Genomic DNA, 26,509 nt, shown 5'->3' with positions numbered 1-26,509 from the left:
CCTATGATCGCCCCGCACTGATCGATCATGTCGCGTCCTGACCCGCCCATCGCCGTCACGCGTCTCGACTGGGTCGATCTGCGCCTCGATGACGTCGAGACGCCGCGCGGGCGTCTGCGGATCACTCTGGGCCTGGGCTCGGGTTTGGCGCGCCGAGCGAGCGACCCGCCGGGCGTGTTGTGGGCGATCGGGGATCGTGGACCCAATATCAAGATCAACGCCGCGATCGACGATCATGGATTGAAGCGTCTGAAGCCGCTGCGCGGCGTCGACGGCGCCAAGCTGATGCCGCGGACGGACATCGGTCCGACGCTGGTCCAGATCCGCCTCGAGGGCGACGGTGTCACCTTGTTGCGGACACTGCCGTTACGCGACAGCCATGGCGCGGCGTTCAGCGGGCTGCCTCTTCCTGTCGGGGACACGGCGGCGATGGAACCCGCCTTCGACTTGGCCGGAGCGCCGCTGGGCGCGAATTTGGCTGGGGCCGACACCGAAGGGGTCGTCGCCTTGGAAGATGGGACCTTCCGGGTCGCCGATGAATATGGACCCTCGATCCTGGTAGTGGCGGCCGACGGCGAGGTTTTGGCGCGCTGGGTCCCGACCGGCGTGGAGGCGGGGCTGATGGGCGCGGCCTACCCCGTGATCGGGGTTCTGCCGGCCTTGGCGGCCCGGCGACGATTGAACCGAGGGTTCGAGGCCATCGCTCTGTCGCCGGATGAGCGCCGCCTTTATGTCCTCTTGCAGAGCCCGTTGGCGGCCGAGGACGATCCCGAAGCCGATGCCGTGGGCTATGTCCGGCTTTGGACGCTCGACGCCACGACGGGAATGGCGCTGGCCGAGCACCTTTACCCCCTCGATCCTGCGGACAGTTTCCGACGTGACCGCGATGCGGGGCGCGTCAGGAGCAAGGACTTGAAGGTTTCCGAGGCGGTCGCGGTCGGCGACGGTCAGCTTCTGATCCTTGAGCGAATCTCGCGCACGTCGAAGATCTATCGCGTGAAACTGTCCGAGAGGCTTCTGCGAAAGACACTGGTGCTGTCAACCGACGACTGGCCCGATATCGACGCCGATCTGGAGGGCATGGCGGTGCTCTCCGACCGCGAACTGGTTTTGTGCACGGACAACGACTTCGGCGTCGATGGGCGGCAAACCGCTTTCTACCGCGTCACCTTCGCCGAATCGTTCGCGGCTTGAGCGCCAGAATCTCCAGGCTCGTCGCCGCCGAGCGCGCCGCTTCGTCAGCCTGAATGCGCTCGCCCAAGGCCTGAGCCCGGACCTTGAAGCGCGGCTCGTTGAGCAGACGGTTCACGGCCGCCGCGATGACCGGCGCCTTGGCGTCTGCGGCCAGGGTCAGGCCCGCGCCGCGATGAGTGACACGGGCGGCGTTGTCGTGCTGGTCGCGACCCATGGGCAGGCACAGTAGCGGCACGCCGGCCATCAGCGGTCGCAGAGTGGAGCCATGGCCGGCGTGGGTTATAAACAGGGCAGTCTGGGCCAGCAATCGCCCGTGCGGCGCGCTGCGGACGACCGCCACGTTGTCGGCAGCCTCGAACTCGGCAGGATCGATCGCCGGTCCCGTGGTCACCAATGCGCGTACCGCCAGCGTCCCCAGGGCGGCGATAATCTCGCGCAAGACTGCCTCCTGGGCCTGGTAGAGGCTTGAAAACGAGACCACCACCAGCGGCCCGCCGGCGGCCGGCGGCGCGCATGGCTCGACCCAGGTTGGGTCGGCCAGATAGGGACCGACATGGACGAACGGCGCGGGCAGGGGGCTGGGCGCGAAGTCGAAGGCCTGGCTGGTGGCCAGGAGGATGGACCTTGCGACATTCAATTGGTCGAACACATCGTTCAGCGGCGGCAGGTCGAGCGCGGCGCGGGCGGCGTTGAGGTCGGGCAGTCCCGCCTGGAAGAAGGTGCGGCTCATCTGGCCGACCATCGCGTGCATGGCGCGTTCCTCGTCGCTGGTCGCGGGTAGCATGCCAGCCCCGAATGGCGGGGCGCCGGCCATTGTCGGCAGCGACCAGATGTTGGCGGCCAGCAGAGCCAGCGGCAGTCCGCGCGCCTCGGCCGCCGCCATGGGCCCCGTCAGCAGTTCCTGGGACACGATCACGTCCGGCGCGAAGGCGTCGATCGCCGCCAAGGTGTCAGTGGCGTAGGCAAGGGCCGGGCCCGTCATGACCCGGTCCAGAAGTCGCTGGATCACCGCCAGCGGATTGTCGGCCTCGTAGTCCCTCAGACGGTCATCATCGCGGCTCTTGCCGGTCTGGAACGGCGCGGTCGTCCAGGCGCCGAATGGTACGTCCAAGGCCGCGGCGTCCAGACAGTTGCACGGGTCGCTGAGCACCAGAACGTCATGACCGAGCGTCATGAGATCGCGGGCGACCAGCAGCATCGGCTGAACGTGGCCGCCGCCTTCCCAGGTGGTGAACAGAAACCGCGCCATCACGCCCTCGACCCTAAACGAACATGACTGCCTACCCGGTACTGTCGAGCCCTGCCATAAGCGTCAACGGCCCGTCCGAAAAGCACCCCGGCGGCGGCTGTCTCGCCGCGTCGCGCTGCGACCGCTGGACAGCGGTCCAGCTTCGGAGGAACCTCCGTCCCCGTGAGTGCCTTAAAGGCTCTACGGCCGTCGCGGCGATCGAGGGCGACAAGCGAGGTTCCGGCGTTATGGATTTGAGGTTTGATCCGCTCTCGGCGTTCAACGAGGCTGAACAATCCCTGTTTCGGGCCGCCCGGCCCGGTGGAAAGCCAGTTCGACTGGTCGATACGACCATGCTGTATGCCCCCCGCAGCGGCGGGGTGCGGCGCTATCTGAACTGCAAGCGCGCCTGGATCGCGGCGAATCGCCCCCAGGTTCGTCACACCCTGGTGGTCCCTGGGCCGCGCGACGCGCACGACGGCCATGGCCGGGTGTCGATCTACGCCGCGCCCCTGCCGTTTGGCGATGGCTACCGCTGGCCGGTGGTCAAGGGCGCGTGGATGGAGCGGCTGATTCGTCAGCGGCCAGACATCATCGAGGCCGGCGATCCGTATACGCCGGGTCTGGCGGCGCTGAAGGCGGGGGACGCCCTGGGTGTTCCGGTCGTGGGCTTCTGCCACACCGACCTTGGAGCGCTCGCCGCGCTCCACATCGGCGAATGGGCCGAAAAGCCGGTGCAGAAGCGCTGGGCGGCCATCTACAGCCAGTTCGACCAGGCCGTGGCGCCCAGCCAGTTCATCGCTGGACGGCTGATCGAGGCTGGCGTCAAGAACGCCATTGGCCTGCCGCTCGGCGTCGATACAGAGATCTTCAATCCCGCACGGGGCGACCGCGAGGCTCTGCGGCGCAGGCTGGGCCTGACCAGCCGTCACCGCATCCTGGTGTTCGCCGGGCGGCCGGCCAAGGAAAAGAAGCTGGACGTGCTGGTCGAGGCCGTGGAGCGCCTGGGCGACCCCTATGTGCTGCTGTTCGTCGGCGCGGGGGCGGGGGCGCCGTCCAGCGACCGGGTGATCTGTTTGGACTATGAGCGCGACCCGCAGGGCCTGGCGGCGGTGTTGGCCAGCTGCGATGCCTTCGTGCACGCCAATGACAATGAGCCCTTCGGCCTCATCGTGCTGGAGGCCATGGCCTGCGGCCTGCCAGTGATCGGCGTGGACGCCGGCGGCGTGGCCGAGTCGGTGGACGAGACCGTCGGCGCCCTGGCCACCGCGTCGGAAGCCCGCGTCTTCGCCGAAGCCATCGAGTCGGTGTTCGCGCGCGACCTGCCGGCCCTGGGCCAGGCCGCGCGCTTGCGGGCCGAGGAGCGACACGGTTGGGACCCGGTGTTCCGCAAGCTGTCGGCGATCTATGGCGGCCTCACCGGCTGCTCGGCCTTTGCCGATCCCGTCGAGCACACCTTTCCCCCGCAATAGAAACGTTAGGCGGCGGCCTGGACCAGGTCGCCGCGGACCCGCGCCAGGATCTCATAGGAGTGTCGGCGCGCCTCGTGATCGTGGATCTGTGAGGCGGCCATCAGTTCGTCGGCGCCCGTGGCGTCCAGAACCTGTTGCACCTTGGCGCGGACGGTTTCCGGCGAGCCGATCGCCGAATAGCGGAAGGTATGATCCAGGCCCGCCAGTTCGGCTTCCGACGCGATGGCCCGGATGTCGTCGACCGGGGCCGGCAACAGCCCGGGTTGGCCGCGCCGCAGCGCCAGGAACTGCTGCTGGGACGAGGTGGACAGCCGGCGCGCCTGGGCGTCGGTGTCGGCCGCGCAGACCCCGATACAAATCATGACATAGGGTTGGGCCAGGGCCTCGGACGGCTTGAAGGTGCGCCGATAGATGGCGATGGCCTCCATCAGCTGATCCGGCGCGAAATGGGCCGCGAAGGCAAAGGGCAGGCCGAGCGCCGCCGCCAGTTGGGCGCTGTAGGTACTGGAGCCCAGCAGCCAAAGCGGCACGTCCTGGCCTTCGCCAGGCACGGCGCGAACCAATTGACCCGGAACAGCGGGTTTGAACCAGGCCTGCAACTCGACCACATCCTGGGCGAACGAATCGACGGCGCCCATGTAACGGCGCAGGGCGCGCATGGTCGGCTGGTCGGTGCCCGGCGCGCGACCGAGGCCCAGATCGATTCGGCCGGGATAGAGCGCGGCCAGGGTGCCGAAGGCCTCGGCCACCATAAGGGGGGCGTGGTTGGGCAGCATGACGCCGCCCGATCCGACCCGAATCGTCTTGGTGCCGCCAGCCACGTGACCGATCACCACGGCCGTGGCGGCGCTGGCGATGCCCGGCATGTTGTGATGCTCGGCCAGCCAGTAGCGGTGATAGCCGAGGCCTTCGGCGTGGCGGGCCAGGTCCAGGCTGTTGTGAAGGGCCTGGCCGACACTGATTCCTTGCGGGACCGGGGCCAGATCGAGGACGGAAAAGGGCAGGGGATGAGCGTGCGACATGCAGGCTAGATCGTGATGCGAAGGCCCAACCTCAAGGCGCGCGGATCGCGCTAGGCGAACGCGCCTGATCCGCGCACTACTCTCCAGGGCCGCGCACGCGGCGAGCGGGGTCGATCATGGCGCTGAACTGCAAGCATCTGGACGGTAACGCCGTCGTCACGCCCCAGACCCACGGCTGCGAAGAATGCCTGAAGTCCGGCGACGCATGGCTGCACCTGCGCCTTTGCCGGACCTGCGGTCACGTCGGCTGCTGCGGCCAGTCGAAGAACAAGCACGCCACCCAGTATTTCAAGGCCACGCGCCATCCGATGACCGAGGGTTACGATCCGCCGGAAGGCTGGGGTTGGTGCTTTGTGGATGAGGTGTTCTTCGAATTCCAGGCGCCGACCCCGCATCCGGGCCCGATCCCGCGCTACTACTGAGGGCTTGGTAAGCAACGAACCGCCTAGATCGGCTTTGGACTTCAGGGCGCGGGAGGGAGAAGGTGGCGCGAATGACGGGACTTGAACCCGCGACCTCCGGCGTGACAGGCCGGCGCTCTAACCAACTGAGCTACATCCGCGTCGGGCGCGAACAGAACTGTCCGGCGCGGTCGTCCATGGACAAGCCTCCAGGGTGGGCAGCGTCCAACTTCAGGGAAGGTGGCGCGAATGACGGGACTTGAACCCGCGACCTCCGGCGTGACAGGCCGGCGCTCTAACCAACTGAGCTACATCCGCATTGGGCCTCGCCGAAGCGAAGTGCGACCCGCCGTGCGGCGAGGGGCGTCTGATATGTCGCGCTGATGGGTGTGTCAACGGCCATGTCGTGGAAGCTGTGAGTGAATAATTGTTGCGATCGTTTCTCAATGTGTCGCAGGCGTTTGAAGCGTCGGCGGCAGTGGGCTACAACCCGCTCGATTAAAGCCAAGGGCTGTCATGAACGCCTTCCTTCTCCAATATCTGCCGATCGTGATCTTCCTCGGGATTGCGGCGGTTATCGGCATCGCCTTTATCCTCGCCGCCGCGGTGCTTGCGCCTCGGGCGCCGGACCCTGAAAAGCTGTCCGCCTACGAATGCGGCTTCAACGCCTTCGACGATGCGCGCATGAAATTCGATGTGCGTTTCTACCTGGTCTCGATCCTGTTCATCATCTTCGACCTGGAAGTGGCCTTCCTGTTCCCGTGGGCGGTTTCGCTGATGAAGCTGCCGCACGACGTGGCGGCCTTCGCGTTCTGGTCGATGATGAGCTTCCTGGGCGTGCTGACCGTCGGCTTCATCTACGAATGGAAGAAGGGCGCCCTCGAATGGGAGTGATCATTCCCGCCAACAGCTCGCCTCTCGCCCCTGCTGGCTCCGCCGGCCGGTCGACGGTCGAGGGCTATGACCCCAAGCTGCACGACCCCTATTTCGACGGTCTGTCGGGCCAGCTGGCCGACAAGGGCTTCGTCACGGCCGCTGCTGACGACCTGATCACCTGGGCCCGTACCGGCAGCCTGATGTGGATGACCTTCGGTCTGGCCTGCTGCGCCGTCGAGATGATGCACTCGGCCATGCCGCGCTATGACCTGGAGCGCTTCGGTTTCGCGCCCCGGGCCAGCCCGCGCCAGTCGGACGTGATGATCGTCGCCGGCACCCTGACCAACAAGATGGCTCCGGCGCTGCGCAAGGTCTATGACCAGATGCCCGAGCCGCGCTACGTCATCTCGATGGGCAGCTGCGCCAATGGCGGCGGCTACTACTATTACAGCTACAGCGTCGTGCGCGGCTGCGACCGGATCGTGCCGATCGACATCTATGTGCCGGGCTGCCCGCCCACCGCCGAGGCCCTGGTCTATGGCGTGCTGCAGCTGCAGAAGAAGATCCGTCGTACGGGGACGATCGAGCGATGACCGACGTTGTTCCTGCCGAGACCGTCGCTGCCGAAGCCGCTTTGTCGCCGCTCGAAGCCCTAGGCCAAATGATCGTCACCAATTCGGGCGGCGCGATCACCACCTTCCACGTGGCGTTCGGCGAGCTCAACCTTTTGGGCCCATCCAACCGGGTGGTGCAGGCGCTGACCTATCTGCGCGATCACGCGGACCTGCGCTTTCACCAGCTGGCGGACCTGTGCGGCGTCGACTACCCGGAGCGCGAGCGTCGGTTCGACGTCGTCTATCACCTGCTGTCGCTGATCAAGAACCACCGCGTCCGCTTCAAGGTCCAGACCGACGAGGACACCCCCGTTCCGTCCGCCACGCCAGTGTTCCCGGTGGCTGACTGGTTCGAGCGCGAGGCGTTCGACATGTACGGGATCTTCTTCGAGGGTCACCCCGACCTTCGCCGGATCCTGACCGACTACGGTTTCCACGGCCACCCGCTGCGGAAAGACTTCCCCATGACCGGTTATGTGGAAGTTCGTTACGACGACGAGCTCAAGCGCGTCGTCTATGAACCTGTGAAGATTACCGAGTTCCGTGCGTTCGATTTCCTCTCGCCTTGGGAGGGCGCCAAGTATGCCCTGCCCGGCGATGAGAAAGCTGAAAAGAGAGCAGGGGATGCTTGATCATGGGTTTACGTCGACCGACGTTTCGTTCCGCCACCGCGTTCTTTCTGGTCGCGTTCTCGACCGCCTTCCTGATGACGATCGGCATGAGGCTAACCGGCTGGTTCACCAAGGCACCGGTGATCTCAGCCGAGCAGAACAAGATGCTGGGAGTGGCGATCATGATCTCGGTCATCACCCTGGCGATCGGCGCCAGCATCCGGCGCATGGAAGTGGCCGAGCTGCGCAGCGCGCTGCTCGGGGCGTCCTCCGTGCTGCTGGCCTTGCCCCTTTCGCAGGCGGCTATCAGCCAGTCGTGGAGCGTGGCCACCACGATCATCACGCTGCTTGGCGTGGTCCTGCTGATGGCCGGGCTGCTCGTCTCGCTCAGTATCGAACCGCGTAAGGAAGGCGAGACGCCATGACCGGCCAAACATCGCCCGCTGCGGCGACCGACTTCTTCCGTGATGAAGCGACGCTTCAGGCGACCATCCCGGAAACGCCCGTTCGGAAGTTCAACATCAATTTTGGCCCGCAACACCCGGCCGCGCACGGCGTGCTGCGCCTGGTGCTGGAGCTGGACGGCGAGATCGTCGAGCGCGTCGATCCGCATATTGGCCTGCTTCATCGGGGCACCGAGAAGCTGATGGAGGCCCGCACCTACCTCCAGAACATCCCCTACTTCGACCGCCTCGACTATGTTTCGCCGATGAACCAGGAGCATGCCTTCTGCCTGGCCATCGAGAAGATGCTGGGCGTGGACGTACCCAAGCGCGGCAGCCTGATCCGCGTGCTGTACTGCGAAATCGGCCGGGTGCTGAACCATCTGCTGAACGTGACGACCCAGGCCATGGACGTCGGCGCCCTGACGCCGCCGCTCTGGGGCTTCGAAGAACGCGAAAAGCTGATGGTGTTCTATGAGCGCGCCTCGGGCTCGCGCCTGCACGCCAACTATTTCCGCCCCGGCGGCGTCCACCAGGACCTGACCCCCTCGCTGATCAACGACATCGAGACCTGGGCCAAGGCCTTCCCCAAGATTTGCGACGACATCGAAGGCCTGATCACCGACAACCGCATCTTCAAGCAGCGCAATGTCGACATCGGCGTGGTCACCAAGGAAGACGCGCTGGCCTGGGGCTTCTCGGGCGTGATGGTGCGCGGCTCGGGCATCGCCTGGGATCTTCGTCGCAACCAGCCCTATGAGGGCTATAGCGACTTCGAGTTCGACATCCCGCTGGGCAAGAACGGCGACTGCTACGATCGCTATCTCTGCCGGATGCAGGAGATGCGCGAGTCCACCAAGATCATCCTGCAGGCCATCGAAAAGCTGCGGGCCACGCCCGGCCCGGTGATGACCGAGGACAACAAGGTGGCGCCGCCACGTCGCGCCGAGATGAAGCGGTCGATGGAAGCCCTGATCCATCATTTCAAGCTCTACACCGAAGGCTTCCGCACACCGGAAGGCGAGGTCTATGCCTGCGTCGAAGCGCCCAAGGGCGAGTTCGGCGTGTTCCTGGTCAGCAACGGCACCAACAAGCCCTATCGCTGCAAGATCAAGGCGCCCGGTTTCTCGCACCTGGCGGCCATGGACTGGATGAACCGCGGCCACCAGCTGGCTGACGTCTCGGCGATCCTGGGGTCGCTCGACATCGTGTTCGGCGAGGTCGACCGTTGAGCCTGGAAGCAATCGCCCAGGCGCAGCTCGACGCCTATAACGCCCAGGATCTGGACGCGCACTGCGCCCACTTCGCCGATGACGTGGTGGTCGCCACGCTGAACGGAGAGGTGGCGCGCTCGGGCATCGAGGCCTATCGCGCTTTCTACGCCAAGACCTTCGCCGACTTCCCCGGCAACCAGGCCAAGCTTCTCAACCGCATCGTGGTGGGCGCGAACGTGATCGATCACGAACACGTCGACCGCGGCAACGGCGAGCCGCCCTTCCAGGTCGCCGCCATCTACACCTTCAAGGGCGGCAAGATCGCCCGCGTGGATTTCGCCCGATGATCGCCCCCCAATGAGTGTCCGTCGCCTCGCCAAGGAACAACCCGCCAGCTTCGCGTTCTCGATCGAGAGCCAGGTCAAGGCCGACTGGTGGATCGCCAAATATCCCGCCGAGCGCAAGCAGTCGGCGGTGATCCCGATGCTGTGGCTGGCCCAGAAGCAGGAGGGCTGGGTTTCCGAGCCCGCCATCCAGGAGATTTCCCGCCAGCTGACCATGCCGGTCATCCGCGTGCTGGAGGTCGCCACCTTCTATGTGATGTTCCAACTGCAGCCGGTCGGCAAGCTCGCTTTCGTTCAGCTGTGCGGCACCACGCCGTGCCAGCTGCGCGGCGCGCTGGATCTCAAGGCGATGTTGAAGGCCAAGATCGGGCAAGCCAATGACGTCTCGGCCGATGGCAAGTTCAGCTGGGAAGAGGTCGAGTGCTTGGGCGCCTGCTGCAACGCGCCGATGGCCGCCATCAACGACTATTATTACGAAGACCTGACGCCGGAGAGCTTGGCCCAGATCCTCGACGACTTCGCCGCCGGCAAGTCGCCGCAGCCGGGCAGCTATGACGGCCGCAAGGCCTCGGAGCCCAAGGGCGCGATCCAGACCCTGATCGATCCTTCGCTGTACGACGGCTCGCTGGCCCAGAAGATCACGATCCCGAACCTGCCCTCGGCGGCCCCGGCCCCGGCGCCGGAGCCCGCCGCCTGATGATCGCCGCCGACCCCGTCCTCGTCCAGAAGCGCGTGGCCTATGTGAAGACCCTCCGGGGTCTTTATCGGGGCGAACGGGCCGTCGGCATGGTGGCCAGCCTGATCGGCGTGCTGCTGCTGATCTGGGGTCGGCAGGTCGCCGGGGCCCCAGCCTGGGCCATACCCACGGGTCTTGTGACGATTGGCGCCGCCTGGGTGCTTTTCGCCTATGTCATCTATCGTCGGACGCGCTATGTGCGCGCCCATCCATTCGATCCGCAAAGCTGAGTCATGGTCGGTATCCTCGAAGACAAGGATCGCATCTTCACCAACCTCTACGGGCTCCAGGATTGGGGCCTCGAGGGTGCGAAGGCGCGTGGCTGCTGGAATGGCACCAAGGATATCCTGGACGCGGGTCGCGACTGGATCATCGACAACATGAAGAACTCCGGCCTGCGCGGCCGGGGCGGGGCGGGCTTCGGCACCGGCCTGAAGTGGTCGTTCATGCCCAAGGAAGTGAAGGACGGTCGTCCGCACTATCTGGTCGTCAACGCCGACGAATCCGAGCCGGGCACCTGCAAGGACCGGGAGATCATGCGCCATGATCCCCACCTGCTGATCGAAGGCTGCCTGATCGCCTCGCGGGCCATGCTGGCCCACGCCTGCTACATCTATATCCGCGGCGAATATGTCCGCGAACGCGAAGTGCTCGAGGCCGCCATCAAGCAGGCCTATGACGCGCGGCTGGTGGGCAAGAACAATGTCCACGGCTGGGACTTCGACCTCTATGTCCATCACGGGGCCGGCGCCTATATCTGCGGCGAAGAGACGGCCTTGCTGGAAAGCCTGGAAGGCAAGAAGGGCCAGCCGCGCCTGAAGCCGCCGTTCCCGGCGGGCGCGGGCCTCTACGGCATGCCGACCACGGTCAACAACGTCGAGAGCATCGCCGTCGCGGGCACGATCCTGCGCCGTGGCGCCGGCTGGTTCGCCGGCTTTGGCCGTCCCAACAATGCGGGCACCAAGCTGTTCTGCGTCAGCGGCCACGTGAACAAGCCCTGCAACGTGGAAGAGGCGATGAGCATCCCCTTCCGCCAGCTGATGGAAGACCACTGCGGCGGCATCCGCGGCGGCTGGGGCAACCTGAAGGCCGTGATCCCGGGCGGTTCGTCCGTGCCGATGATCCCGGCCGAGCAGTGCGAAGATCTGCCGATGGACTTCGACGCCCTGCGCAATCTGAAGTCGGGCCTGGGCACCGCCGCCGTGATCGTCATGGACAAGGACACCGACCTGGTCCGCGCCATCGCCCGCCTCAGCTACTTCTACAAGCACGAGAGCTGCGGCCAGTGCACGCCGTGCCGCGAAGGCACGGGCTGGATGTGGCGGGTCATGGAGCGCATGGCCACCGGCGAGGCTGATCCCAAAGAGATCGACACCCTGCTGGACGTCACGACCCAGGTCGAGGGTCACACGATCTGCGCTCTCGGGGACGCGGCCGCCTGGCCGATCCAGGGCCTGTTCCGTCACTTCCGCCACGAGGTCGAAGACCGGATCGCAACCTATCGCACCGGTCGCCTGCACGTGCAGGGCGCCAGCCTGATCGCGGCGGAGTAAACGATTATGGCTATCGCCAAGGTCAACGGCGTCGAGGTCGAGTTCGAACCCGGCATGACGGTTCTGCAGGTGGCGGAACTGGCTGGGGAAGAGATCCCGCGCTTCTGCTACCACGAGCGCCTGAGCATCGCCGGCAACTGCCGGATGTGCCTGGTCGAGGTGAAGCCCGGTCCGCCCAAGCCGCAGGCGTCGTGCGCGCTGCCGGCCGCCGAGGGCCAGGAGATCTTCACCAAGACCCCGATGGTCAAGAAGGCCCGCGAGGGGGTGATGGAGTTCCTGCTCATCAACCACCCACTGGATTGCCCGATCTGCGACCAGGGCGGCGAGTGCGACCTGCAGGACCAGGCCATGGGCTATGGCCGCGACGACACCCGCTATCACGAGAACAAGCGGGCGGTCGAAGAGAAGGCCATGGGCCCGCTGATCAAGACGGCGATGACCCGCTGTATCCAGTGCACGCGCTGCGTCCGCTTCATCACCGAGGTGGCCGGCTCGCCGGAGATCGGCCTGATCTCGCGCGGCGAAGACGTTGAGATCACCACCTATCTGGGCGCGGCGGTGACGTCCGAGCTTAGCGCCAATGTCATCGACCTGTGCCCGGTCGGCGCCCTGACCTCCAAGCCCTACGCCTTCGAGGCGCGGCCCTGGGAGCTGAAGAAGACCGAGAGCGTCGACGTCATGGACGCCCTGGGCTCGGCTATCCGCGTCGACGCCCGTGGCAATGCCGTGCTCCGCGTGCTGCCGCGCGTCAACGAGGACGTCAACGAGGAGTGGATCTCCGACAAGACCCGCTACGCCGTCGACGGCCTGCAGCGCCAGCGTCTGGACCGTCCCTATGTCCGCGTCGCCGGCAAGCTGCAGCCCGCCAGCTGGGGCGAGGCGTTCGCCGCTGTGGCCGCGAAGATCAAGGCGACGTCGCCCGAACGCATCGGCGTGATCGCCGGCGACCTGCAGGACGCCGAGAGCCTGAAGGCGACCAAGGACCTGTTCACCGCCCTGGGCGTCAAGAACCTCGACGCCCGCCAGGACGGCCTGACCCTTGGCAATGGCCCGCGCGAGAGCTGGCTGTTCAATTCGACCATCGCCGGTATCGAGAACGCCGACGTCATCCTGCTGGTCGGCGCCAATCCCAAGGTCGAGGCGCCGGTGCTCAACACCCGCCTGCGCAAGCAGTGGATCGCCGGCAAGCTGCGCGTCGGCGTGATCGGCGAGCGCGGCGACCAGACCTATGACTACGACTACCTCGGCGCCGGCTCTCAGACCCTGTCGGGCCTGGCCGACAGCCAGTCCGACTTCGTCGCGGCCCTGAAGAACGCCCAACGCCCGGCGATCATCATCGGCCAAGGCGCCCTGACCCGCACCGACGGCGCCGCCGTGCTGAAGGCCGCCGCCGCTGTCGCCACGAGCTTCAACGTGGTGCGTGAAGGCTGGAATGGCTGGAACGTGCTGCACACCGCCGCCGCGCGTGTGGCCGGCCTGGACCTGGGTTTCGTGCCGGGCGAGGGTGGTCTGACCGCCGGCCAGATGCTCAAGCCGGGCGCGCTGGACGTTCTGTTCCTGCTGGGCGCCGACGAGTGCGAGACCGCCGCCTCGGACGCCTTCAAGATCTATCTGGGCACCCATGGCGACGCCGGCGCCCACAAGGCCGACGTCATCCTGCCAGGGGCCGCCTATACAGAGAAGAACGGCCTCTATGTGAACACCGAAGGCCGCGTCCAGATGGGCGAGCGGGCGGTGTTCCCCAAGGGCGAGGCCAAGGAAGACTGGTCGATCCTGCGGGCCCTGTCGGAGCATGTCGGGACAAAGTTGCCCTATGACAGCCTGGACCAACTGCGGACCAAGCTGTTCGCCGACCACCCGACCTTCGGCCAGATCGACTTCGCCCCGGGCTCGATCCCGACGGTGTTTGACCTGTCCGGCCTGGGCGGCGACGGCGCGCTTTCCGACGCGCCGTATGAAGGCTCGATCAAGGCCTTCCACCTGACCAATCCCATCGCGCGCGCCAGCGTGACCATGGCCGAATGTGCGGCCGTGGCCTCCGGCGCCGCCAAGATCGCGGCGGAGTAAGCCGGTGAGTGCTTTCTTCTCCAATCCGGCCGTGACCTGGACCCTGCTGACCACCGGCGGGATCCTGCTGGTGGTGGTCTGGGTCCTGCTGAGCCTGGCCTTCCTGCTGCTGGCCGACCGCAAGATCTGGGCCGGCGTGCAGATGCGCAAGGGTCCCAACGTGGTCGGCCCCTTCGGCCTGCTGCAGTCCTTCGCCGACTTCGGCAAGTTCGTGCTGAAGGAAATCATCATCCCGGCCGGCGCCGACAAGGTCATCTTCCTGCTGGCCCCGCTGCTGAGCCTGGTCCTGGCCTTTGTGGGCTGGGCCGTCATCCCGTTCGCGCCGGGTTGGGTGGTTTCCAACCTCAATGTCGGCATCCTGTACCTGCTGGCGATGAGCTCGCTGGGCGTCTACGGCATCATCATGGGCGGCTGGGCTTCGAACTCGAAGTACCCGTTCCTGGGCGCCCTGCGCTCGGCGGCGCAGATGGTGTCGTACGAAGTGTCGATCGGCCTGATCATCATCACGGTGATCCTGCTGGCCGGCACCATGAACCTCAGCTCCATCGTCGACCAACAGGCTGGCTGGATCTGGAACTGGAACGTGTTTGGTGGCCACGGCCTGAAGAACATCATCCTGGCCCCGGTGATGATCATCGCCATGGGCATGTTCTTCATCTCGGCCCTGGCCGAGACCAACCGCCCTCCGTTTGACCTTCCGGAAGCCGAATCCGAGCTCGTGGCCGGCTACCAGGTGGAATACAGCTCGACCCCGTACCTGCTTTTCATGGTCGCCGAATATTCCAACATCGTGCTGATGTGCGCGATGATCAGCGTGCTGTTCTTCGGCGGCTGGAACCCGGGCTTCCCCATTGGCTTTACAGCCGGCTGGCCGCCGTTCCTGGTCAATTTCCTGCTGGCTCTGGTGTTCTATTTCAAGATCGTCGTGGCTTTCTTCTTCATCGCCATGGCCAAGGCTATCGTGCCTCGCTACCGCTATGACCAACTGATGCGCCTGGGCTGGAAAGTGTTCCTGCCGATGTCGCTGGTGCTGGTGATGCTGGTCAGCGCCTGGCGCGTGTTCGGGCTGCAGACGTGATCGCCAAATCCGCCCTTCTGGTCCTCATCGGTCTTGGCTTCACCGTGGCGAGCTGCGCGACCGATGACGTGGCCTCGGCCAAGACGTCGTACTCGCTGGGCCGCGGCGTGGTCAGCTATGACCAGCTGCGCCGCGACAGCGCGCAATGCGTCGCCGATGGCGGAAAAATTGAATCCAAGCAGGACGGGGGCGACCCCACCCAGCTTTCGAACTACACCTGTGTGATTTCAAAGGGTAAGCAGCGTCCATGATGATGCAACGCATTTCCCAGGCCGTGAAAGGCGTGGCGCTGCTCGACTTCGCGGGCGCCTTCGGCCTGGCCATGAAGTACATGATCGCCCCGAAGAAAACGGTGATCTATCCGAACGAACGCGGCCCGCAGTCGCCCCGGTTCCGCGGCGAGCACGCCCTGCGTCGCTATCCGTCGGGCGAAGAGCGATGCATCGCCTGCAAGCTTTGCGAAGCCGTCTGTCCCGCCCAGGCCATCACCATCGAGGCCGAACCGCGCGACGACGGCAGCCGCCGCACGACCCGCTACGACATCGACATGGTCAAGTGCATCTATTGCGGCCTGTGCCAGGAGGCCTGCCCGGTGGACGCCATCGTCGAAGGGCCGAACCTGGAGTTCGCCGTCGAGACGCGCGAAGAGCTCTACTACGACAAGGAAAAGCTGCTCGACAACGGCGATCGTTGGGAACGGTTGATCGCAAAGAATCTGGAGTTGGACGCGCCCTACCGTTAAAGGACGGGCGCGATTCCGAAGGTAGGCGGCGGGCCATCCGGCACGGCGTTGGTTTATGGTTTTAACGGGAGCACCTGCCTTGCAGGCGATAGCTTTCTATCTGCTGGCGTTCGCGACGATAGCGGCGGGTCTTCTCGTCGTCTCGGCCAAGAATCCCGTGCACTCGGTGCTCTTCCTGATCACCGCCTTTTTCTCGGCCGCCGGCCTCTTCGTCCTGCTGGGCGCGGAGTTTTTGGCGATGCTGCTGATCGTCGTCTATGTGGGCGCGGTCGCGGTGCTGTTCCTGTTCGTCGTGATGATGCTCGACGTCGACTTTACCGCCTTGCGACAGGGCTTCGCCCAGTACTTGCCGATCGGCGCCATCGTGGCCGGGGTCCTGACCGTCGAGATGATCGTGATCGCGGTGAAGGTCGCTACGGACGGCGCGGCCGCCAAGCTGGCCGGCCCGATGGCCTCGCCGGTCGGCGTGCCCAACACCGAGGCGATCGGCCGGGTGCTCTACACCGACTACATCTTCTTCTTCCAACTGGCGGGCCTGGTGCTGCTGGTCGCCATGATCGGCGCCATCGTCCTGACCCTGCGCCACAAGCCGGGCGTCAAGCGCCAGGACATCGGCAAGCAAATCGCTCGTACGCCCAAGACCGGGATGGAAATCGTGCAGATCAAGCCCGGCGAGGGGATCAGCGAATGATCGGCCTGTCTCATTATCTCGTCGTCGCCGCGATTCTGTTCACGATCGGCGTCTTCGGGATCTTCGTGAACCGCAAGAACATCATCGTCATCCTGATGTCGATCGAGCTGATCCTGCTGGCGGTGAACATCAACCTGGTGGCCTTCTCGGTCTATCTGCACGACGTGACGGGGCAGATCTTCGCCATGTTCGTGCTGACCGTCGCGGCGGCCGAGGCCGCCGTCGGCCTGGCCATCCTGGTCACCTTCTTCCGTAACCGCGGCGACATCGCGGTCGACGACGCCAGCGTGATGAAGGGCTGATCGCAGTGCAGACTCTCGTCACCCTCATCGTCTTCGCGCCGCTGCTCGCCGCGATCATCGCCGGCCTGTTCGGTCGCCGCATCGGCGACATCGTCTCGCAAGCTATCACCACGGGCGGCTTGCTGCTGGCCTGCGCCCTGAGCTGGTACGTGTTCAGCCAGTGGACCTGGGGACACATGGAGGCCTTCACGGTCGACCTGCTTCCCTTCATCCACGTGGGCGACTTCGTCTCCAACTGGTCGATCCGCATCGACGCCCTGTCGTGCGTGATGCTGATCGTGGTCACCACGGTCTCGGCCCTGGTGCACATCTACAGCTGGGGCTACATGGCCGAGGACCCGGACAAGCCGCGGTTCTTCGCCTATCTGTCGCTGTTCACCTTCGCGATGCTGGCGCTCGTCACCGCCGCCGACTTCATGCAGCTGTTCTTCGGCTGGGAAGGGGTGGGCCTGGCCTCGTACCTGCTGATCGGCTTCTGGTACAAGAAGCCGACCGCCAGCGCCGCCGCCATCAAGGCCTTCGTCGTCAACCGGGTGGGGGACTTCGGTTTTGCGCTAGGCATCATGACCACCTTCTGGGCCTATGGCACGATCCAGTTCCACGAACTGTTCCCGATGATCGCCGCCAGCGCCTCGCGTAGCTGGGAGTTCGCGGGCCACAGCTTCCCGCTCGTCGATATCGCCTGCTTCCTGCTGTTCATCGGCGCGATGGGCAAGTCGGCGCAGTTCTTCCTGCACACCTGGCTGCCGGACGCCATGGAAGGCCCGACACCGGTCTCGGCCCTGATCCACGCGGCGACCATGGTCACCGCCGGCGTCTACATGCTGTGCCTGCTGTCGCCGATGTTCGAATATGCCCCGATCACCAAGAACATCATCACGGTGATCGGTGCGATCACCGCCCTGTTCGCGGCCACGGTCGGCCTGACCCAGAACGACATCAAGCGGGTTATCGCCTATTCGACCTGTTCTCAACTGGGCTACATGTTCTTCGCGGCCGGCGTCGGCGCCTATCAGGCGGCGATGTTCCACCTGTTCACCCACGCCTTCTTCAAGGCGCTGCTATTCCTGGGCGCCGGTTCGGTGATCCACGGCATGCACCACGAGCAGGATATGCGAAAGTACGGCGCCCTGGCCAAGCTGCTGCCCGTGACCTTCATCGCCATGACCATCGGCACGATCGCCATCACCGGCCTGGGCTTCCCGCCGCTGGAACTGGGCTTTGCCGGCTTCTACTCCAAGGACACCATCATCGAGGCGGCCTTCGCGGCCGGCCGCGCCAATCCGACGGCGCTGTTTGCCTGGGTGATCGGCGTGCTGGTGGCGGGGTTGACCTCATTCTACTCCTGGCGTCTGGCCTTCTTCACCTTCAACGGCAAAGCCCGTTGGGGTCATGACGACCATCACGTGCGCGACGCCCAGGCGGACCATGCGTACGGCGACGGCGTGCACGACGAGACCCATGACGAGCCCCTGGCCGACGATGCTCATGGCGTCCATGGGCATCACGACCACGGCCACGGCCATGATCACAAGCCGCACGAGAGCCCCTGGGTGATGCTGGTCCCGCTGATCGTCCTGTCGATCGGCGCGGTGTTCGCCGGCTTCGTGTTCGTCGACTACTTCGTCGGTCACGACCAAGTCGAGTTCTGGCGCGGCGCGATTTACAACGCCCCGACCAACCACGTTCTGCACGAAGCCCACGAAGTGCCTGAACTGGTGAAGTACAGCCCGCTGATCGCCTCGATCCTCGGCCTGGCCATCGCCGTCTGGGTCTATCTGATCAAGGGTAATGAGCGGCTGGGCGCTGCGCTCGCGGCCCGCAACGGCCCGCTCTACGTGTTCTTCTACAACAAGTGGTTCTTCGACGAGCTGTATCAGGCCACCTTCGTGCGCCTGACCAAATTCCTCGGCGACTTGTTCTGGAAGGGCGGCGACCAAAAGCTGATCGACGGTTTCGGACCAGACGGCGTCAGCGCCGCCTCTTATGCGATCGGCCGGCGCACCGGCAGGCTGCAGAGCGGCTACCTCTATCACTACGCCTTCGTCATGCTGATCGGTGTCGCCGGATTGCTCCTCTTCGCTCTCGTCAAGTTCCGCTAGGGAGGACTGATCCATGACCGGCCTTCTTAGCCTCACCACCTTCGCCCCGCTCGTCGGCGTCGCCGTCTTGCTGGCGGTCCGAGCCCGGCAGGGCGACAACGCCAAGACCGACAACCTGGTCAAGTGGATCGCCCTGGCGACCACCTTGGTCACCCTGGCCCTGTCCGTTGTGCTGGTCGCCCAGTTCGACGCCAAGAACCCCGGCTTCCAGTTCGTGGAAGACGCGGCCTGGTTCGCCGGCCTGCACTATCGGATGGGCGTGGACGGGATCTCGATCCTTTTCGTGCTGTTGACCGCGTTCCTGCTGCCGATCTGCGTGATCGCCAGCTGGAAGTCGATCGACAAGCGGCTCGTGGAATACATGATCTGCTTCCTGGTTCTGGAAACCTTGGTGATCGGCGTGTTCTGCGCCCTGGACCTGATCCTGTTCTACCTCTTCTTCGAGGGCGGCCTGGTTCCGATGTTCCTGATCATCGGCATCTGGGGCGGCAAGCGCCGGGTCTATGCGGCCTACAAGTTCTTCCTCTACACCCTGCTCGGCTCGGTGCTGATGCTGGCGGCGATCCTGTCGATGATCGCCATCGCCCACACATCGTCGATCCCGGAGCTGATGCACTACAGGTTCGCCCCGTGGCTGCAGACCTGGCTGTGGCTGGCCTTCTTCGCCAGTTTCGCGGTCAAGATGCCGATGTGGCCGGTCCACACCTGGCTGCCCGACGCCCACGTCGAGGCGCCGACGGCGGGTTCGGTGATCCTGGCGGGCATCCTGCTGAAGATGGGCGGCTACGGCTTCCTGCGCTTCAGCCTGCCGATGTTCCCCCACGCCTCGCAGCTGTTCCAGCCGCTGGTGTTCGCCCTGTCGGCGATCGCCATCGTCTACACCTCGCTAGTCGCCTTCCGTCAGACCGACATCAAGAAGCTGATCGCCTATTCGTCGGTCGCCCACATGGGCTTCGTGACCATGGGCATTTTCTCGGGCAATGTGCAGGGCGAGCAGGGCGCGATCTTCCAGATGCTGAGCCACGGCCTGATCTCGGGCGCGCTCTTCCTCTGCGTCGGCGTGGTCTATGACCGCATGCATACCCGCGAGATCGCCTTTTATGGCGGACTGACCAACCGCATGCCCTGGTACGCCGCGACCTTCATGCTGTTCACCATGGGCAATGTCGGCCTGCCGGGCACCTCGGGCTTCGTCGGCGAAATCCTCACGATGACCGGCACGTACCAGGCCTCGACCTGGACGGCTCTGGTGGCCACCATGGGCGTGATCCTGTCGGCGGTCTATGCGCTGAACCTCTATCGGCGCGTGATGTTCGGCGACATCGTCAATCCGGACCTGAAGACCATCACCGACCTCGACAAGCGCGAGATCCTGATCTTCGCCCCGCTGATCATCGGCACCCTGGTGCTCGGCATTTATCCCAATCTCATCTTCAACCTGACCGCGTCGTCCGTCGACGGGCTCGTCGGCGCCTGGCGCGCCGCCGTGGGCGGGTGAGGGACCTCATGACGTTCGCCGACAACTTCTCGCTGGTTCTTCCCGAAGTCATCCTCGGGGTCTCGGCCCTGGTGCTGCTGGTCTGGGGCGCGTTCCAGGGCAAGACCACGCCGCTGTTCACCAGCGCGGCCGTCCTGGCCCTGCTGGCCGCCGCCGTGGCCTCCGTGGTCGGGCCGCATGGTCACGCCTTCAACGGCGTCTATGCCGCCGACGCCGCGGCCACCTACGCCAAGGTCGCCATCTATTTGTTCAGCGCCATCTCCATCGTGCTGGGCGACCGCTGGCTGGCCGTGCGCGGCGACCAGAAGTTCGAATATGCCGTGCTGATCATTCTGGCCGCCGTGGGCATGGGAGTCACCGCCTCGGCCGGCGACCTGATCAGCCTCTATATCGGCGTCGAGCTGCAATCCCTGGCGCTCTACGTGCTGGCGGCCTTCCGCCGCGACGACGCCAAGTCGTCGGAGGCGGGCCTGAAATATTTCGTGCTCGGCGCCCTGTCGTCGGGTCTGCTGCTGTACGGCGCTTCGCTCATTTACGGTTTCGCGGGTTCCACCCGCTTCGCCGACATCGCCGCCGTATCGCAGCATGGCGAGGGCGTGGGCCTGCTGTTTGGCTTGGTGTTCCTGATCTGCGGCCTGGCCTTCAAGGTCTCGGCCGCGCCGTTCCACATGTGGACGCCCGACGTCTATGAGGGCGCCCCCACCCCGGTGGTCGGCTTCTTCGCCGCCGCGCCCAAGCTGGCGGCGATGATGATGTTCGCCCGCGTGCTGGGAGACGCCTTCCCGGACTCGGTGGCCCAATGGCGCCAGATCCTGGTGATCGCCGCCCTGGCCTCGGTCTTCGTCGGCGCCTTTGCCGGCCTGGCCCAGAACAACCTCAAGCGCCTGTGGGCCTATAGCTCGATCGCCAATGTCGGCTACGCCCTGCTGGGCGTGGCGACCGGCGGCGAGACCGGCTTGCAGTCGATGCTGATGTTCATGACCCTCTACATGGTCGATGTCACCGGCTTCTTCGCCTGCCTCCAGGCCCTGTCGCGTGACGGCAAGCCGATGGAGACCATCGAGGACATGGCCGGCCTGGTGAAGGAACGTCCGGGCATCGCCCTGGCCATGACCGCCTTCTCGCTGTCCGCCCTGGGTCTGCCGCCGTTCTCGGGCTTCTGGGCCAAGTTCTACGTGTTCAAGGCCGCGATGGGCTCGGGCGACGTGCTGCTGCAATGGGCGGCGGTGTTGGGCCTGGTCGGCAGCGTGGTCGCGGCCTTCTACTATCTGCGCCTGATCAAGACGATGTGGTTTGACGCTCCCGTGGGCGCGGTTGACAAGCCGCAACCGACCGCCCGCGCGATCGGCTTCGCCGCGGCGCTGTTCTCGTTCCCGGTCGTGCTGGTGGCGCTGATCTGGCTGGACCCCGCCGCCAGGGCCGCCGCGGCGGCCTTTGGCCACGCGTGACGTGACGGGCGCTCTTTCGCCCGCGCCCGTCGTTGTTCTGGACGAGATCGACTCGACCAATGCCGAGGCCCGACGCCGCGCGGAAGCGGGGGAGGCGGGTCCTGTATGGCTGCTCGGCCTGCGCCAGAGCGCCGGTCGTGGCCGGCGAGGGCGCGCCTGGGAGACCGGCGAGGGGAACCTCGCCGCTACCTTGCTGTTCTCGACCGACAAGCCGCCGGCTGAAGCCGCCCAGGTCTCGTTCGTCGCCGCCTTGGCCGTGGCCGACCTGCTGGCCGCTTACGTTCCAGCCAGCCTGGTCAGCCTCAAATGGCCCAATGATCCGTTGTTAGCGGGTCTGAAGGTCAGCGGCATCCTGGTAGAGTCCGGGGCGCGCCCTGCGGGCGGGCTGTGGATTGCGGTCGGCGTCGGTGTGAATCTCGCCTGCGGCCCTGTGGAGAGCGAGCGTCCCGCCACCGCCTTGCCGGCCCACATGCTCGCGCCCCCGCCCAAGCCGACCGAGGCGATCGAGGTTCTCGCGGCGGCCTTCGCGCGTTGGAATGACGTCTGGCAGCGCCTGGGCTTCCCAGCCATCGCCGACGCCTGGACCGCCCGGGCCCATGGCCTGGGCGAGCCCTGCGTCGCCCGCCTGGGGGCCGAGACCCTGGAGGGCGTCGCCGAAGGCCTGGACGGCGACGGCGCCCTGCGGCTTCGTCTGGCCGATGGCCATCTGCGGCGGATCACCGCCGGCGACGTCTTTTTCGGAGGGGCTGCCTGATGCTGCTGGCCATCGAACAGGGCAACACCAACACCATGTTCGCCATCCATGATGGCGCCGAATGGATCGCCCAGTGGCGCGCCGCCACCGAGAGCACGCGCACGGCGGACGAATATGTTGTATGGTTGTCTCAGTTGCTGTCGATGCAGGGCCTGGGCTTCCGAGCCATCGACGCCTGCATCATCTCCAGCGTGGTGCCGCAGTCGATCTTCAATCTGCGCAACCTCTGCCGCCGCTATTTCAACGTCGAGCCCCTGGTGATCGGCGAGAACGCCGTGCTGGGCGTCGATGTGCGGATCGACAAACCGTCCGAGGCCGGCGCCGACCGCTTGGTCAACGCCGTAGGGGCGCACATGGTCTATCCGGGCCCGCTGATCGTCATCGACAGCGGCACCGCCACCACCTTTGACATCGTCGCCGCCGACGGCGCGTTCGAGGGCGGCATCATCGCCCCCGGCATCAATCTTTCCATGCAAGCCCTTCACGAGGCCGCCGCCAAGCTGCCGCGCATCGCCATCCAGCGCCCCGCCAAGAACCGCATTGTCGGCACGGACACGGTCAGCGCCATGCAATCGGGCGTATTCTGGGGCTATATCTCGTTGATCGAGGGCTTGGTCGCCCGGATCAAGGCCGAACGGGCCGAACTCATGACCGTGGTCGCCACCGGCGGCGTCGCCTCGCTGTTCGAGGGCGCCACCGACACCATCGACCACTTCGATTCAGATCTGACCATCCGTGGTCTCCTCGAAATTCATCGTCGCAACACCCATCTAGAGACTCCATGACCAAATATACCGACCAGCCTTCCCCCCAAGACGAACTCGTCTTCCTGCCGCTCGGCGGCTCGAACGAGATCGGCATGAACTTTAACCTGTACGGATACGGCCCCGCCGATAACCGCAAATGGATCGTCCTCGACCTGGGCGTGACCTTCGGCGATCAGACGACGCCCGGCGTCGAAATCATCCTGCCCGATCCCGAATTCATCGAGGCCTACAAGGACGACATCATCGCGATCGTCCTGACCCACGCCCATGAAGACCACCTGGGCGCGGTGCACTGGCTGTGGCCGCGCCTCAAGGCGCCGGTCTACGCCACGCCCTTCACCGCCTTCCTGCTGCGCGAGAAGCTGCGCGACGCCGGCCTGCTGGGCCAGGTGCCGATCACCGAGATTCCGTTGGGCGGCAGCTTCGACCTGGGTCCATTCCATCTGGAAATGATCACCCTGACCCACTCGATCCCCGAGCCGAACGGCGTGGCGATCAAGACCCCGCTGGGCACGATCCTGCACACCGGCGACTGGAAGATCGACGCCAACCCGCAGTTGGGCGAAGCCACCGACGTCGAGTCCCTGCGCCGCCTCGGCGACGAGGGCGTGCTAGCCATGGTCTGCGATAGCACCAATGTGTTCGTCGACGGCGTGGCCGGTTCCGAAGCCGACGTCCGCGTGGCGATGAACAAGCTGATCAAGGGCCTGACCGGCAAGGTCGCCGTCGCCTGTTTCGCCTCGAACGTGGCGCGTATGGACACCGTGATCCGCGCCGCCCAGGCCGCCGGCCGTAAGGTCTGCCTGGCTGGCCGCTCGATGCACCGCATGGCTGCGGCGGCCCGTCACGTCGGCCTGCTGGAGGGCCTGGAGCCGTTCATCACCGACGACCAGGCCAAGTACCTGCCCGACAACGAAGTGCTGTTCCTGTGCACCGGCAGCCAGGGCGAGGCGCGCGCCGCGCTCGCGCGGATCGCCGAGGGCACCCATCCGCACGTCAAGCTTTCGCAGGGCGACCACGTGGTGTTCAGCTCGCGGGTCATCCCCGGCAACGAGATTCCGATCCGCAACCTGCAGAACAAGCTGGCCGACCGCGGCGTGCGCCTCCACACCGAACGCGACACGCCCGGCATCCATGTCAGCGGCCACCCGTGTCGCGACGAGCTAAAGCAGATGTATGAATGGGTCCGGCCGACCATCGCCGTGCCGACCCACGGCGAGCGCCGCCACCTGATCGAGCACGCCGCCTTCGCCAAGGACCTGCAAGTGCCGCACGCCGTCAGCCCGCGCAACGGCGACATGGTGCTGCTGGCCCCCGGTCATCCCAAGATCATCGACGAGGTGCCGTCGGGTCGACTTTACGTCGATGGCGGCGTGGTGACGCCGGAGAACGGCGACGCCCTGCGCGAGCGCCGTCACGCGGCGTTCAACGGCATGCTGGCCGTCTCGGTCGTGCTGGACGGCAAGAGCCGCATCGTCTCGGGTCCGCAGGTTCGCGGCCTGGGCCTGGCCGGTGACGCCGAATATCCGCTGGACGACGCGCTCGATGATCTGGCGGAAGAGGCCGAAACCGCCTTCAAGCGCCTGAAGGACGACCTGCGCGAAATTGACGAGGCCATCGAGAGCGCCATCTCGCGGGCCGTCAAGAAGGCCGCTTTCCGCATCTGGGAACGCAAACCCGTGGTCGAGACCACGGTCCTCCGCATCTAGTGACCACGCGATGAGCGACGAGCAGACGCCGCCCGCCACCGAAACCCCACGGCGCGAGACGCTGTGGGGCAGGGGGCCCTCGATGCTGTGGTTCGAGGCTTGGCCGGTACTGGTGATCACCGCGCTGATCTGGCTGGTCTTCGCGGGCCAGCAGATCGGCGAGGCCCTCGGCTACGGCGACGCGATCTTCGTGCTCGGCGCCTTGTCGAAACAAGGGCTCGCCTACGGCCTCTGGTGGACGCCCCTAACTCACATGTTTCTGCATATGGGCTGGCTGCATATCGTCATGAACAGCGCGGCGCTCGTCGCCCTGGGTCCCGCGATCGCCCAGAGGCTGGGGCGCGATTGGCGCGGCGGCCTGCTCTTTCTGGTCTTCTATTTGATCTGCGGCCTCGTCGGCGGCGCCGTCTTCGTGTTGATCGCGCCGCCCAATGGCGCGGCGATCGGGGCGTCAGGCGCGATCTTTGGCCTCTGGGGCGCCGTCGCTCGGTTGGCCGGTCCGGGAGAGGTGCGACTGGCGCCGATATTTTCCAGTTCGGTTCTGCGCCAGATCGGATCGGCGATTATTTCGAACCTGCTCGTCGTCGGCCTGGGCGCGGCCTACGGCCTGGCTTCGGGCGTGGGTATCATCGGCGTCGCCTGGCAAGCCCATCTCGGCGGTTTTTTGGCCGGGATGTTGCTAATCCAGGTATTGCCGGTCCGCTTTCATTGGCTCATGCAGCCTGCGCCAGCGCGCTGAACTGCCGCCCTTTTCGCGCCGCGGCATCGGTGTTAGGCCTGCCGCCAATCGGAAGAACACGCGGGAACGGACATGATCGGCAAGCTCAACCACGTCGGCGTCGCCACGCCGTCTATTGACGACTCGGTAAAGATGTATCGCGACCTGCTGGGCGCGACCTCGCACACCGAGAAGTGGGCCATGCCCGAACAGGGCGTGTGGGTGTGTTTCGTCAACCTGCCCAACAGCCAGATCGAGCTGATCGAGCCCTATGGCGAAGCCTCGCCGATCCATGGCTTCCTGGCCAAGAACCCCAAGGGCGGCCAGCATCACATCTGCTTCGAGGTCGAGGACATCTACGAGGCCCGCGACAGCCTGGTCGCCAAGGGCGCCACCGTGCTGGGCGAGCCTCGCATCGGGGCGCACGGTACGCTGATCATCTTCGTTCACCCCAAGGACATGGGCGGCCTGCTGGTCGAGCTCATGGAAACCCCCAAGGAAGCCCACTGATGGGTCCCGTCACCTGCATCGCCGTCTATCTGACCATCTGGTGGACCACCCTGTTCGCCGTGCTGCCGCTGGGCAATCGCACCTTCAAGGAGATGGGCATCGAGCCGCCGCCGGGGGCCGATCCCGGCGCCCCGGTCAATCCGAACCTGAAGCGCAAGTTCATCACCACCACCTGGGTTTCGGCTATCGTGATGGCGGGCTTGCTGCTGGTGATCCATTTCCACCTGATCACCCTGCCAGCGTTGCCTGCCACCTATTGATCGCCGCTCGCGACAGAAGCGGTGCCCAAGCCTTGAGCGGCGTGCGATAATTTTACCGGCGTTCGCCCAATCCGTGGGCGAAGTTCGCCAAGTAGCCAAGTCAACAGGCAATCTGGCGCCCCGAACATCCGTTCGCACCTAAGCTCAGCGTCACG

29 protein-coding genes and 2 tRNA genes are annotated in these 26,509 nt (G+C 65.6%); 27 read left to right on the top strand and 4 right to left on the bottom strand.

What is annotated here, in order from left to right; all coding sequences use genetic code 11:
- Positions 1–27: 27 nt before the first annotated feature.
- On the top strand, positions 28–1,194 hold the full coding sequence (locus tag ACP7AG_RS06840) for an esterase-like activity of phytase family protein (protein ID WP_426030271.1): 1,167 nt from the start codon (positions 28–30) through the stop codon (positions 1,192–1,194).
- On the opposite strand, the gene ACP7AG_RS06835 is transcribed toward ACP7AG_RS06840, so the two are convergent.
- On the bottom strand, positions 1,166–2,443 hold the full coding sequence (locus tag ACP7AG_RS06835; protein WP_426030270.1) for a glycosyltransferase: 1,278 nt from the start codon (positions 2,441–2,443) through the stop codon (positions 1,166–1,168). The genes ACP7AG_RS06840 and ACP7AG_RS06835 overlap by 29 nt on opposite strands.
- A gap of 227 nt (positions 2,444–2,670) precedes the next feature.
- Between ACP7AG_RS06835 and ACP7AG_RS06830 the strand changes: the two genes are divergently transcribed.
- On the top strand, positions 2,671–3,894 hold the full coding sequence (locus tag ACP7AG_RS06830; RefSeq protein WP_426011913.1) for a glycosyltransferase family 4 protein: 1,224 nt from the start codon (positions 2,671–2,673) through the stop codon (positions 3,892–3,894).
- Positions 3,895–3,899: 5 nt separating this feature from the next.
- On the opposite strand, the gene ACP7AG_RS06825 is transcribed toward ACP7AG_RS06830, so the two are convergent.
- Positions 3,900–4,916 carry an LLM class flavin-dependent oxidoreductase gene (locus tag ACP7AG_RS06825; RefSeq protein ID WP_426030269.1) on the bottom strand — a complete coding sequence of 339 codons (1,017 nt, stop codon included), beginning with the start codon at positions 4,914–4,916 and terminating at the stop codon, positions 3,900–3,902.
- Positions 4,917–5,032: 116 nt separating this feature from the next.
- Between ACP7AG_RS06825 and ACP7AG_RS06820 the strand changes: the two genes are divergently transcribed.
- Positions 5,033–5,338, top strand: a complete 306-nt coding sequence (locus ACP7AG_RS06820) for a UBP-type zinc finger domain-containing protein (RefSeq protein WP_426011911.1) — start codon at positions 5,033–5,035, stop codon at positions 5,336–5,338.
- 63 nt (positions 5,339–5,401) lie between these two features.
- Here the strand turns inward: ACP7AG_RS06820 and ACP7AG_RS06815 are convergent.
- Positions 5,402–5,478: transfer RNA gene (locus ACP7AG_RS06815), tRNA-Asp, on the bottom strand.
- A gap of 80 nt (positions 5,479–5,558) precedes the next feature.
- Positions 5,559–5,635, bottom strand: a tRNA-Asp gene (locus ACP7AG_RS06810).
- Positions 5,636–5,833: 198 nt separating this feature from the next.
- Between ACP7AG_RS06810 and ACP7AG_RS06805 the strand changes: the two genes are divergently transcribed.
- The 24 genes from ACP7AG_RS06805 (at position 5,834) to ACP7AG_RS06690 (ending at position 26,354) form a co-directional block, all read left to right on the top strand.
- Positions 5,834–6,211 carry an NADH-quinone oxidoreductase subunit A gene (locus tag ACP7AG_RS06805; RefSeq protein WP_426011910.1) on the top strand — a complete coding sequence of 126 codons (378 nt, stop codon included), beginning with the start codon at positions 5,834–5,836 and terminating at the stop codon, positions 6,209–6,211.
- Positions 6,181–6,786, top strand: coding sequence for a NuoB/complex I 20 kDa subunit family protein (locus ACP7AG_RS06800; protein WP_426030268.1), 606 nt, complete (start codon positions 6,181–6,183; stop codon positions 6,784–6,786). Before ACP7AG_RS06805 ends, ACP7AG_RS06800 begins: the two co-directional genes overlap by 31 nt.
- Positions 6,783–7,439 carry an NADH-quinone oxidoreductase subunit C gene (locus tag ACP7AG_RS06795; RefSeq protein WP_426011908.1) on the top strand — a complete coding sequence of 219 codons (657 nt, stop codon included), beginning with the start codon at positions 6,783–6,785 and terminating at the stop codon, positions 7,437–7,439. Before ACP7AG_RS06800 ends, ACP7AG_RS06795 begins: the two co-directional genes overlap by 4 nt.
- 2 nt (positions 7,440–7,441) lie before the next feature.
- Positions 7,442–7,843: a hypothetical protein gene (locus tag ACP7AG_RS06790; protein ID WP_426012549.1), complete on the top strand. Its 402-nt coding sequence runs from the start codon at positions 7,442–7,444 to the stop codon at positions 7,841–7,843.
- Positions 7,840–9,093 carry an NADH-quinone oxidoreductase subunit D gene (locus tag ACP7AG_RS06785; RefSeq protein ID WP_426030266.1) on the top strand — a complete coding sequence of 418 codons (1,254 nt, stop codon included), beginning with the start codon at positions 7,840–7,842 and terminating at the stop codon, positions 9,091–9,093. Before ACP7AG_RS06790 ends, ACP7AG_RS06785 begins: the two co-directional genes overlap by 4 nt.
- Positions 9,090–9,422 (top strand): nuclear transport factor 2 family protein, encoded by a 333-nt coding sequence (locus ACP7AG_RS06780; protein WP_426030265.1) that lies wholly within the window; start codon positions 9,090–9,092, stop codon positions 9,420–9,422. Before ACP7AG_RS06785 ends, ACP7AG_RS06780 begins: the two co-directional genes overlap by 4 nt.
- A gap of 10 nt (positions 9,423–9,432) precedes the next feature.
- Positions 9,433–10,116: an NADH-quinone oxidoreductase subunit NuoE gene (gene nuoE, locus ACP7AG_RS06775; RefSeq protein ID WP_426030264.1), complete on the top strand. Its 684-nt coding sequence runs from the start codon at positions 9,433–9,435 to the stop codon at positions 10,114–10,116.
- Positions 10,116–10,385 (top strand): hypothetical protein, encoded by a 270-nt coding sequence (locus ACP7AG_RS06770; RefSeq protein WP_426030263.1) that lies wholly within the window; start codon positions 10,116–10,118, stop codon positions 10,383–10,385. Before nuoE ends, ACP7AG_RS06770 begins: the two co-directional genes overlap by 1 nt.
- A 3-nt stretch (positions 10,386–10,388) precedes the next feature.
- Entirely contained in the window at positions 10,389–11,708 is a 1,320-nt protein-coding gene (gene nuoF, locus ACP7AG_RS06765) for an NADH-quinone oxidoreductase subunit NuoF (protein WP_426030262.1), read from the top strand.
- A 6-nt stretch (positions 11,709–11,714) separates the two neighbouring features.
- The gene (gene nuoG / locus ACP7AG_RS06760; RefSeq protein ID WP_426011902.1) at positions 11,715–13,775 is read left to right on the top strand and encodes an NADH-quinone oxidoreductase subunit NuoG; all 2,061 of its coding nucleotides are present in this window, start codon (positions 11,715–11,717) and stop codon (positions 13,773–13,775) included.
- Positions 13,776–13,779: 4 nt separating this feature from the next.
- On the top strand, positions 13,780–14,853 hold the full coding sequence (gene nuoH / locus ACP7AG_RS06755) for an NADH-quinone oxidoreductase subunit NuoH (RefSeq protein WP_426011901.1): 1,074 nt from the start codon (positions 13,780–13,782) through the stop codon (positions 14,851–14,853).
- Complete coding sequence (locus ACP7AG_RS06750; protein WP_426011900.1) at positions 14,850–15,104, top strand: hypothetical protein; 255 nt, start codon at positions 14,850–14,852, stop codon at positions 15,102–15,104. Before nuoH ends, ACP7AG_RS06750 begins: the two co-directional genes overlap by 4 nt.
- On the top strand, positions 15,104–15,595 hold the full coding sequence (gene nuoI, locus ACP7AG_RS06745; RefSeq protein WP_426012547.1) for an NADH-quinone oxidoreductase subunit NuoI: 492 nt from the start codon (positions 15,104–15,106) through the stop codon (positions 15,593–15,595). The genes ACP7AG_RS06750 and nuoI overlap by 1 nt, the downstream gene beginning before the upstream one ends.
- A gap of 55 nt (positions 15,596–15,650) precedes the next feature.
- Entirely contained in the window at positions 15,651–16,286 is a 636-nt protein-coding gene (locus tag ACP7AG_RS06740) for an NADH-quinone oxidoreductase subunit J (RefSeq protein WP_426030261.1), read from the top strand.
- Positions 16,283–16,588, top strand: a complete 306-nt coding sequence (gene nuoK, locus ACP7AG_RS06735; protein ID WP_028037628.1) for an NADH-quinone oxidoreductase subunit NuoK — start codon at positions 16,283–16,285, stop codon at positions 16,586–16,588. Before ACP7AG_RS06740 ends, nuoK begins: the two co-directional genes overlap by 4 nt.
- A gap of 5 nt (positions 16,589–16,593) precedes the next feature.
- Positions 16,594–18,690, top strand: coding sequence for an NADH-quinone oxidoreductase subunit L (gene nuoL, locus ACP7AG_RS06730; RefSeq protein WP_426030260.1), 2,097 nt, complete (start codon positions 16,594–16,596; stop codon positions 18,688–18,690).
- Positions 18,691–18,703: 13 nt separating this feature from the next.
- A complete protein-coding gene (locus ACP7AG_RS06725) occupies positions 18,704–20,188 on the top strand; it encodes an NADH-quinone oxidoreductase subunit M (RefSeq protein ID WP_426030259.1) in 1,485 nt (494 codons plus the stop codon).
- An 8-nt stretch (positions 20,189–20,196) separates the two neighbouring features.
- On the top strand, positions 20,197–21,636 hold the full coding sequence (nuoN, locus tag ACP7AG_RS06720; protein ID WP_426030258.1) for an NADH-quinone oxidoreductase subunit NuoN: 1,440 nt from the start codon (positions 20,197–20,199) through the stop codon (positions 21,634–21,636).
- A gap of 1 nt (position 21,637) precedes the next feature.
- Positions 21,638–22,390: a biotin--[acetyl-CoA-carboxylase] ligase gene (locus ACP7AG_RS06715; RefSeq protein ID WP_426011895.1), complete on the top strand. Its 753-nt coding sequence runs from the start codon at positions 21,638–21,640 to the stop codon at positions 22,388–22,390.
- Positions 22,387–23,175 (top strand): type III pantothenate kinase, encoded by a 789-nt coding sequence (locus tag ACP7AG_RS06710; RefSeq protein ID WP_426012545.1) that lies wholly within the window; start codon positions 22,387–22,389, stop codon positions 23,173–23,175. Before ACP7AG_RS06715 ends, ACP7AG_RS06710 begins: the two co-directional genes overlap by 4 nt.
- Positions 23,172–24,866 carry a ribonuclease J gene (locus tag ACP7AG_RS06705; RefSeq protein ID WP_426011894.1) on the top strand — a complete coding sequence of 565 codons (1,695 nt, stop codon included), beginning with the start codon at positions 23,172–23,174 and terminating at the stop codon, positions 24,864–24,866. The genes ACP7AG_RS06710 and ACP7AG_RS06705 overlap by 4 nt, the downstream gene beginning before the upstream one ends.
- A 10-nt stretch (positions 24,867–24,876) precedes the next feature.
- Complete coding sequence (locus ACP7AG_RS06700; RefSeq protein ID WP_426011893.1) at positions 24,877–25,605, top strand: rhomboid family intramembrane serine protease; 729 nt, start codon at positions 24,877–24,879, stop codon at positions 25,603–25,605.
- A gap of 72 nt (positions 25,606–25,677) precedes the next feature.
- Positions 25,678–26,094, top strand: coding sequence for a methylmalonyl-CoA epimerase (gene mce, locus ACP7AG_RS06695; RefSeq protein ID WP_426011892.1), 417 nt, complete (start codon positions 25,678–25,680; stop codon positions 26,092–26,094).
- Positions 26,094–26,354 (top strand): DUF1467 family protein, encoded by a 261-nt coding sequence (locus ACP7AG_RS06690; protein ID WP_426011891.1) that lies wholly within the window; start codon positions 26,094–26,096, stop codon positions 26,352–26,354. Before mce ends, ACP7AG_RS06690 begins: the two co-directional genes overlap by 1 nt.
- Positions 26,355–26,509 lie beyond the last annotated feature (155 nt).

This window comes from Caulobacter sp. DWP3-1-3b2 (assembly GCF_049896325.1).
Lineage (GTDB): Bacteria > Pseudomonadota > Alphaproteobacteria > Caulobacterales > Caulobacteraceae > Caulobacter.
The sequence above is the reverse complement of the archived record's forward strand: the minus strand, read 5'-3'. Positions and strand labels throughout refer to the sequence as shown.

What these genes read in the sequence shown, in the direction of transcription:
- ACP7AG_RS06840 (WP_426030271.1), top strand. Translation starts at nt 28, where the DNA reads ATGTCGCGTCCTGACCCGCCCATCGCCGTCACGCGTCTCGACTGGGTC.
- ACP7AG_RS06835 (WP_426030270.1), bottom strand. Translation starts at nt 2,443, where the DNA reads ATGGCGCGGTTTCTGTTCACCACCTGGGAAGGCGGCGGCCACGTTCAG.
- ACP7AG_RS06830 (WP_426011913.1), top strand. Translation starts at nt 2,671, where the DNA reads ATGGATTTGAGGTTTGATCCGCTCTCGGCGTTCAACGAGGCTGAACAA.
- ACP7AG_RS06825 (WP_426030269.1), bottom strand. Translation starts at nt 4,916, where the DNA reads ATGTCGCACGCTCATCCCCTGCCCTTTTCCGTCCTCGATCTGGCCCCG.
- ACP7AG_RS06820 (WP_426011911.1), top strand. Translation starts at nt 5,033, where the DNA reads ATGGCGCTGAACTGCAAGCATCTGGACGGTAACGCCGTCGTCACGCCC.
- ACP7AG_RS06805 (WP_426011910.1), top strand. Translation starts at nt 5,834, where the DNA reads ATGAACGCCTTCCTTCTCCAATATCTGCCGATCGTGATCTTCCTCGGG.
- ACP7AG_RS06800 (WP_426030268.1), top strand. Translation starts at nt 6,181, where the DNA reads ATGGAAGAAGGGCGCCCTCGAATGGGAGTGATCATTCCCGCCAACAGC.
- ACP7AG_RS06795 (WP_426011908.1), top strand. Translation starts at nt 6,783, where the DNA reads ATGACCGACGTTGTTCCTGCCGAGACCGTCGCTGCCGAAGCCGCTTTG.
- ACP7AG_RS06790 (WP_426012549.1), top strand. Translation starts at nt 7,442, where the DNA reads ATGGGTTTACGTCGACCGACGTTTCGTTCCGCCACCGCGTTCTTTCTG.
- ACP7AG_RS06785 (WP_426030266.1), top strand. Translation starts at nt 7,840, where the DNA reads ATGACCGGCCAAACATCGCCCGCTGCGGCGACCGACTTCTTCCGTGAT.
- nuoE (WP_426030264.1), top strand. Translation starts at nt 9,433, where the DNA reads ATGAGTGTCCGTCGCCTCGCCAAGGAACAACCCGCCAGCTTCGCGTTC.
- ACP7AG_RS06770 (WP_426030263.1), top strand. Translation starts at nt 10,116, where the DNA reads ATGATCGCCGCCGACCCCGTCCTCGTCCAGAAGCGCGTGGCCTATGTG.
- nuoF (WP_426030262.1), top strand. Translation starts at nt 10,389, where the DNA reads ATGGTCGGTATCCTCGAAGACAAGGATCGCATCTTCACCAACCTCTAC.
- nuoG (WP_426011902.1), top strand. Translation starts at nt 11,715, where the DNA reads ATGGCTATCGCCAAGGTCAACGGCGTCGAGGTCGAGTTCGAACCCGGC.
- nuoI (WP_426012547.1), top strand. Translation starts at nt 15,104, where the DNA reads ATGATGCAACGCATTTCCCAGGCCGTGAAAGGCGTGGCGCTGCTCGAC.
- ACP7AG_RS06740 (WP_426030261.1), top strand. Translation starts at nt 15,651, where the DNA reads ATGGTTTTAACGGGAGCACCTGCCTTGCAGGCGATAGCTTTCTATCTG.
- nuoK (WP_028037628.1), top strand. Translation starts at nt 16,283, where the DNA reads ATGATCGGCCTGTCTCATTATCTCGTCGTCGCCGCGATTCTGTTCACG.
- ACP7AG_RS06725 (WP_426030259.1), top strand. Translation starts at nt 18,704, where the DNA reads ATGACCGGCCTTCTTAGCCTCACCACCTTCGCCCCGCTCGTCGGCGTC.
- nuoN (WP_426030258.1), top strand. Translation starts at nt 20,197, where the DNA reads ATGACGTTCGCCGACAACTTCTCGCTGGTTCTTCCCGAAGTCATCCTC.
- ACP7AG_RS06705 (WP_426011894.1), top strand. Translation starts at nt 23,172, where the DNA reads ATGACCAAATATACCGACCAGCCTTCCCCCCAAGACGAACTCGTCTTC.
- ACP7AG_RS06700 (WP_426011893.1), top strand. Translation starts at nt 24,877, where the DNA reads ATGAGCGACGAGCAGACGCCGCCCGCCACCGAAACCCCACGGCGCGAG.
- mce (WP_426011892.1), top strand. Translation starts at nt 25,678, where the DNA reads ATGATCGGCAAGCTCAACCACGTCGGCGTCGCCACGCCGTCTATTGAC.
- ACP7AG_RS06690 (WP_426011891.1), top strand. Translation starts at nt 26,094, where the DNA reads ATGGGTCCCGTCACCTGCATCGCCGTCTATCTGACCATCTGGTGGACC.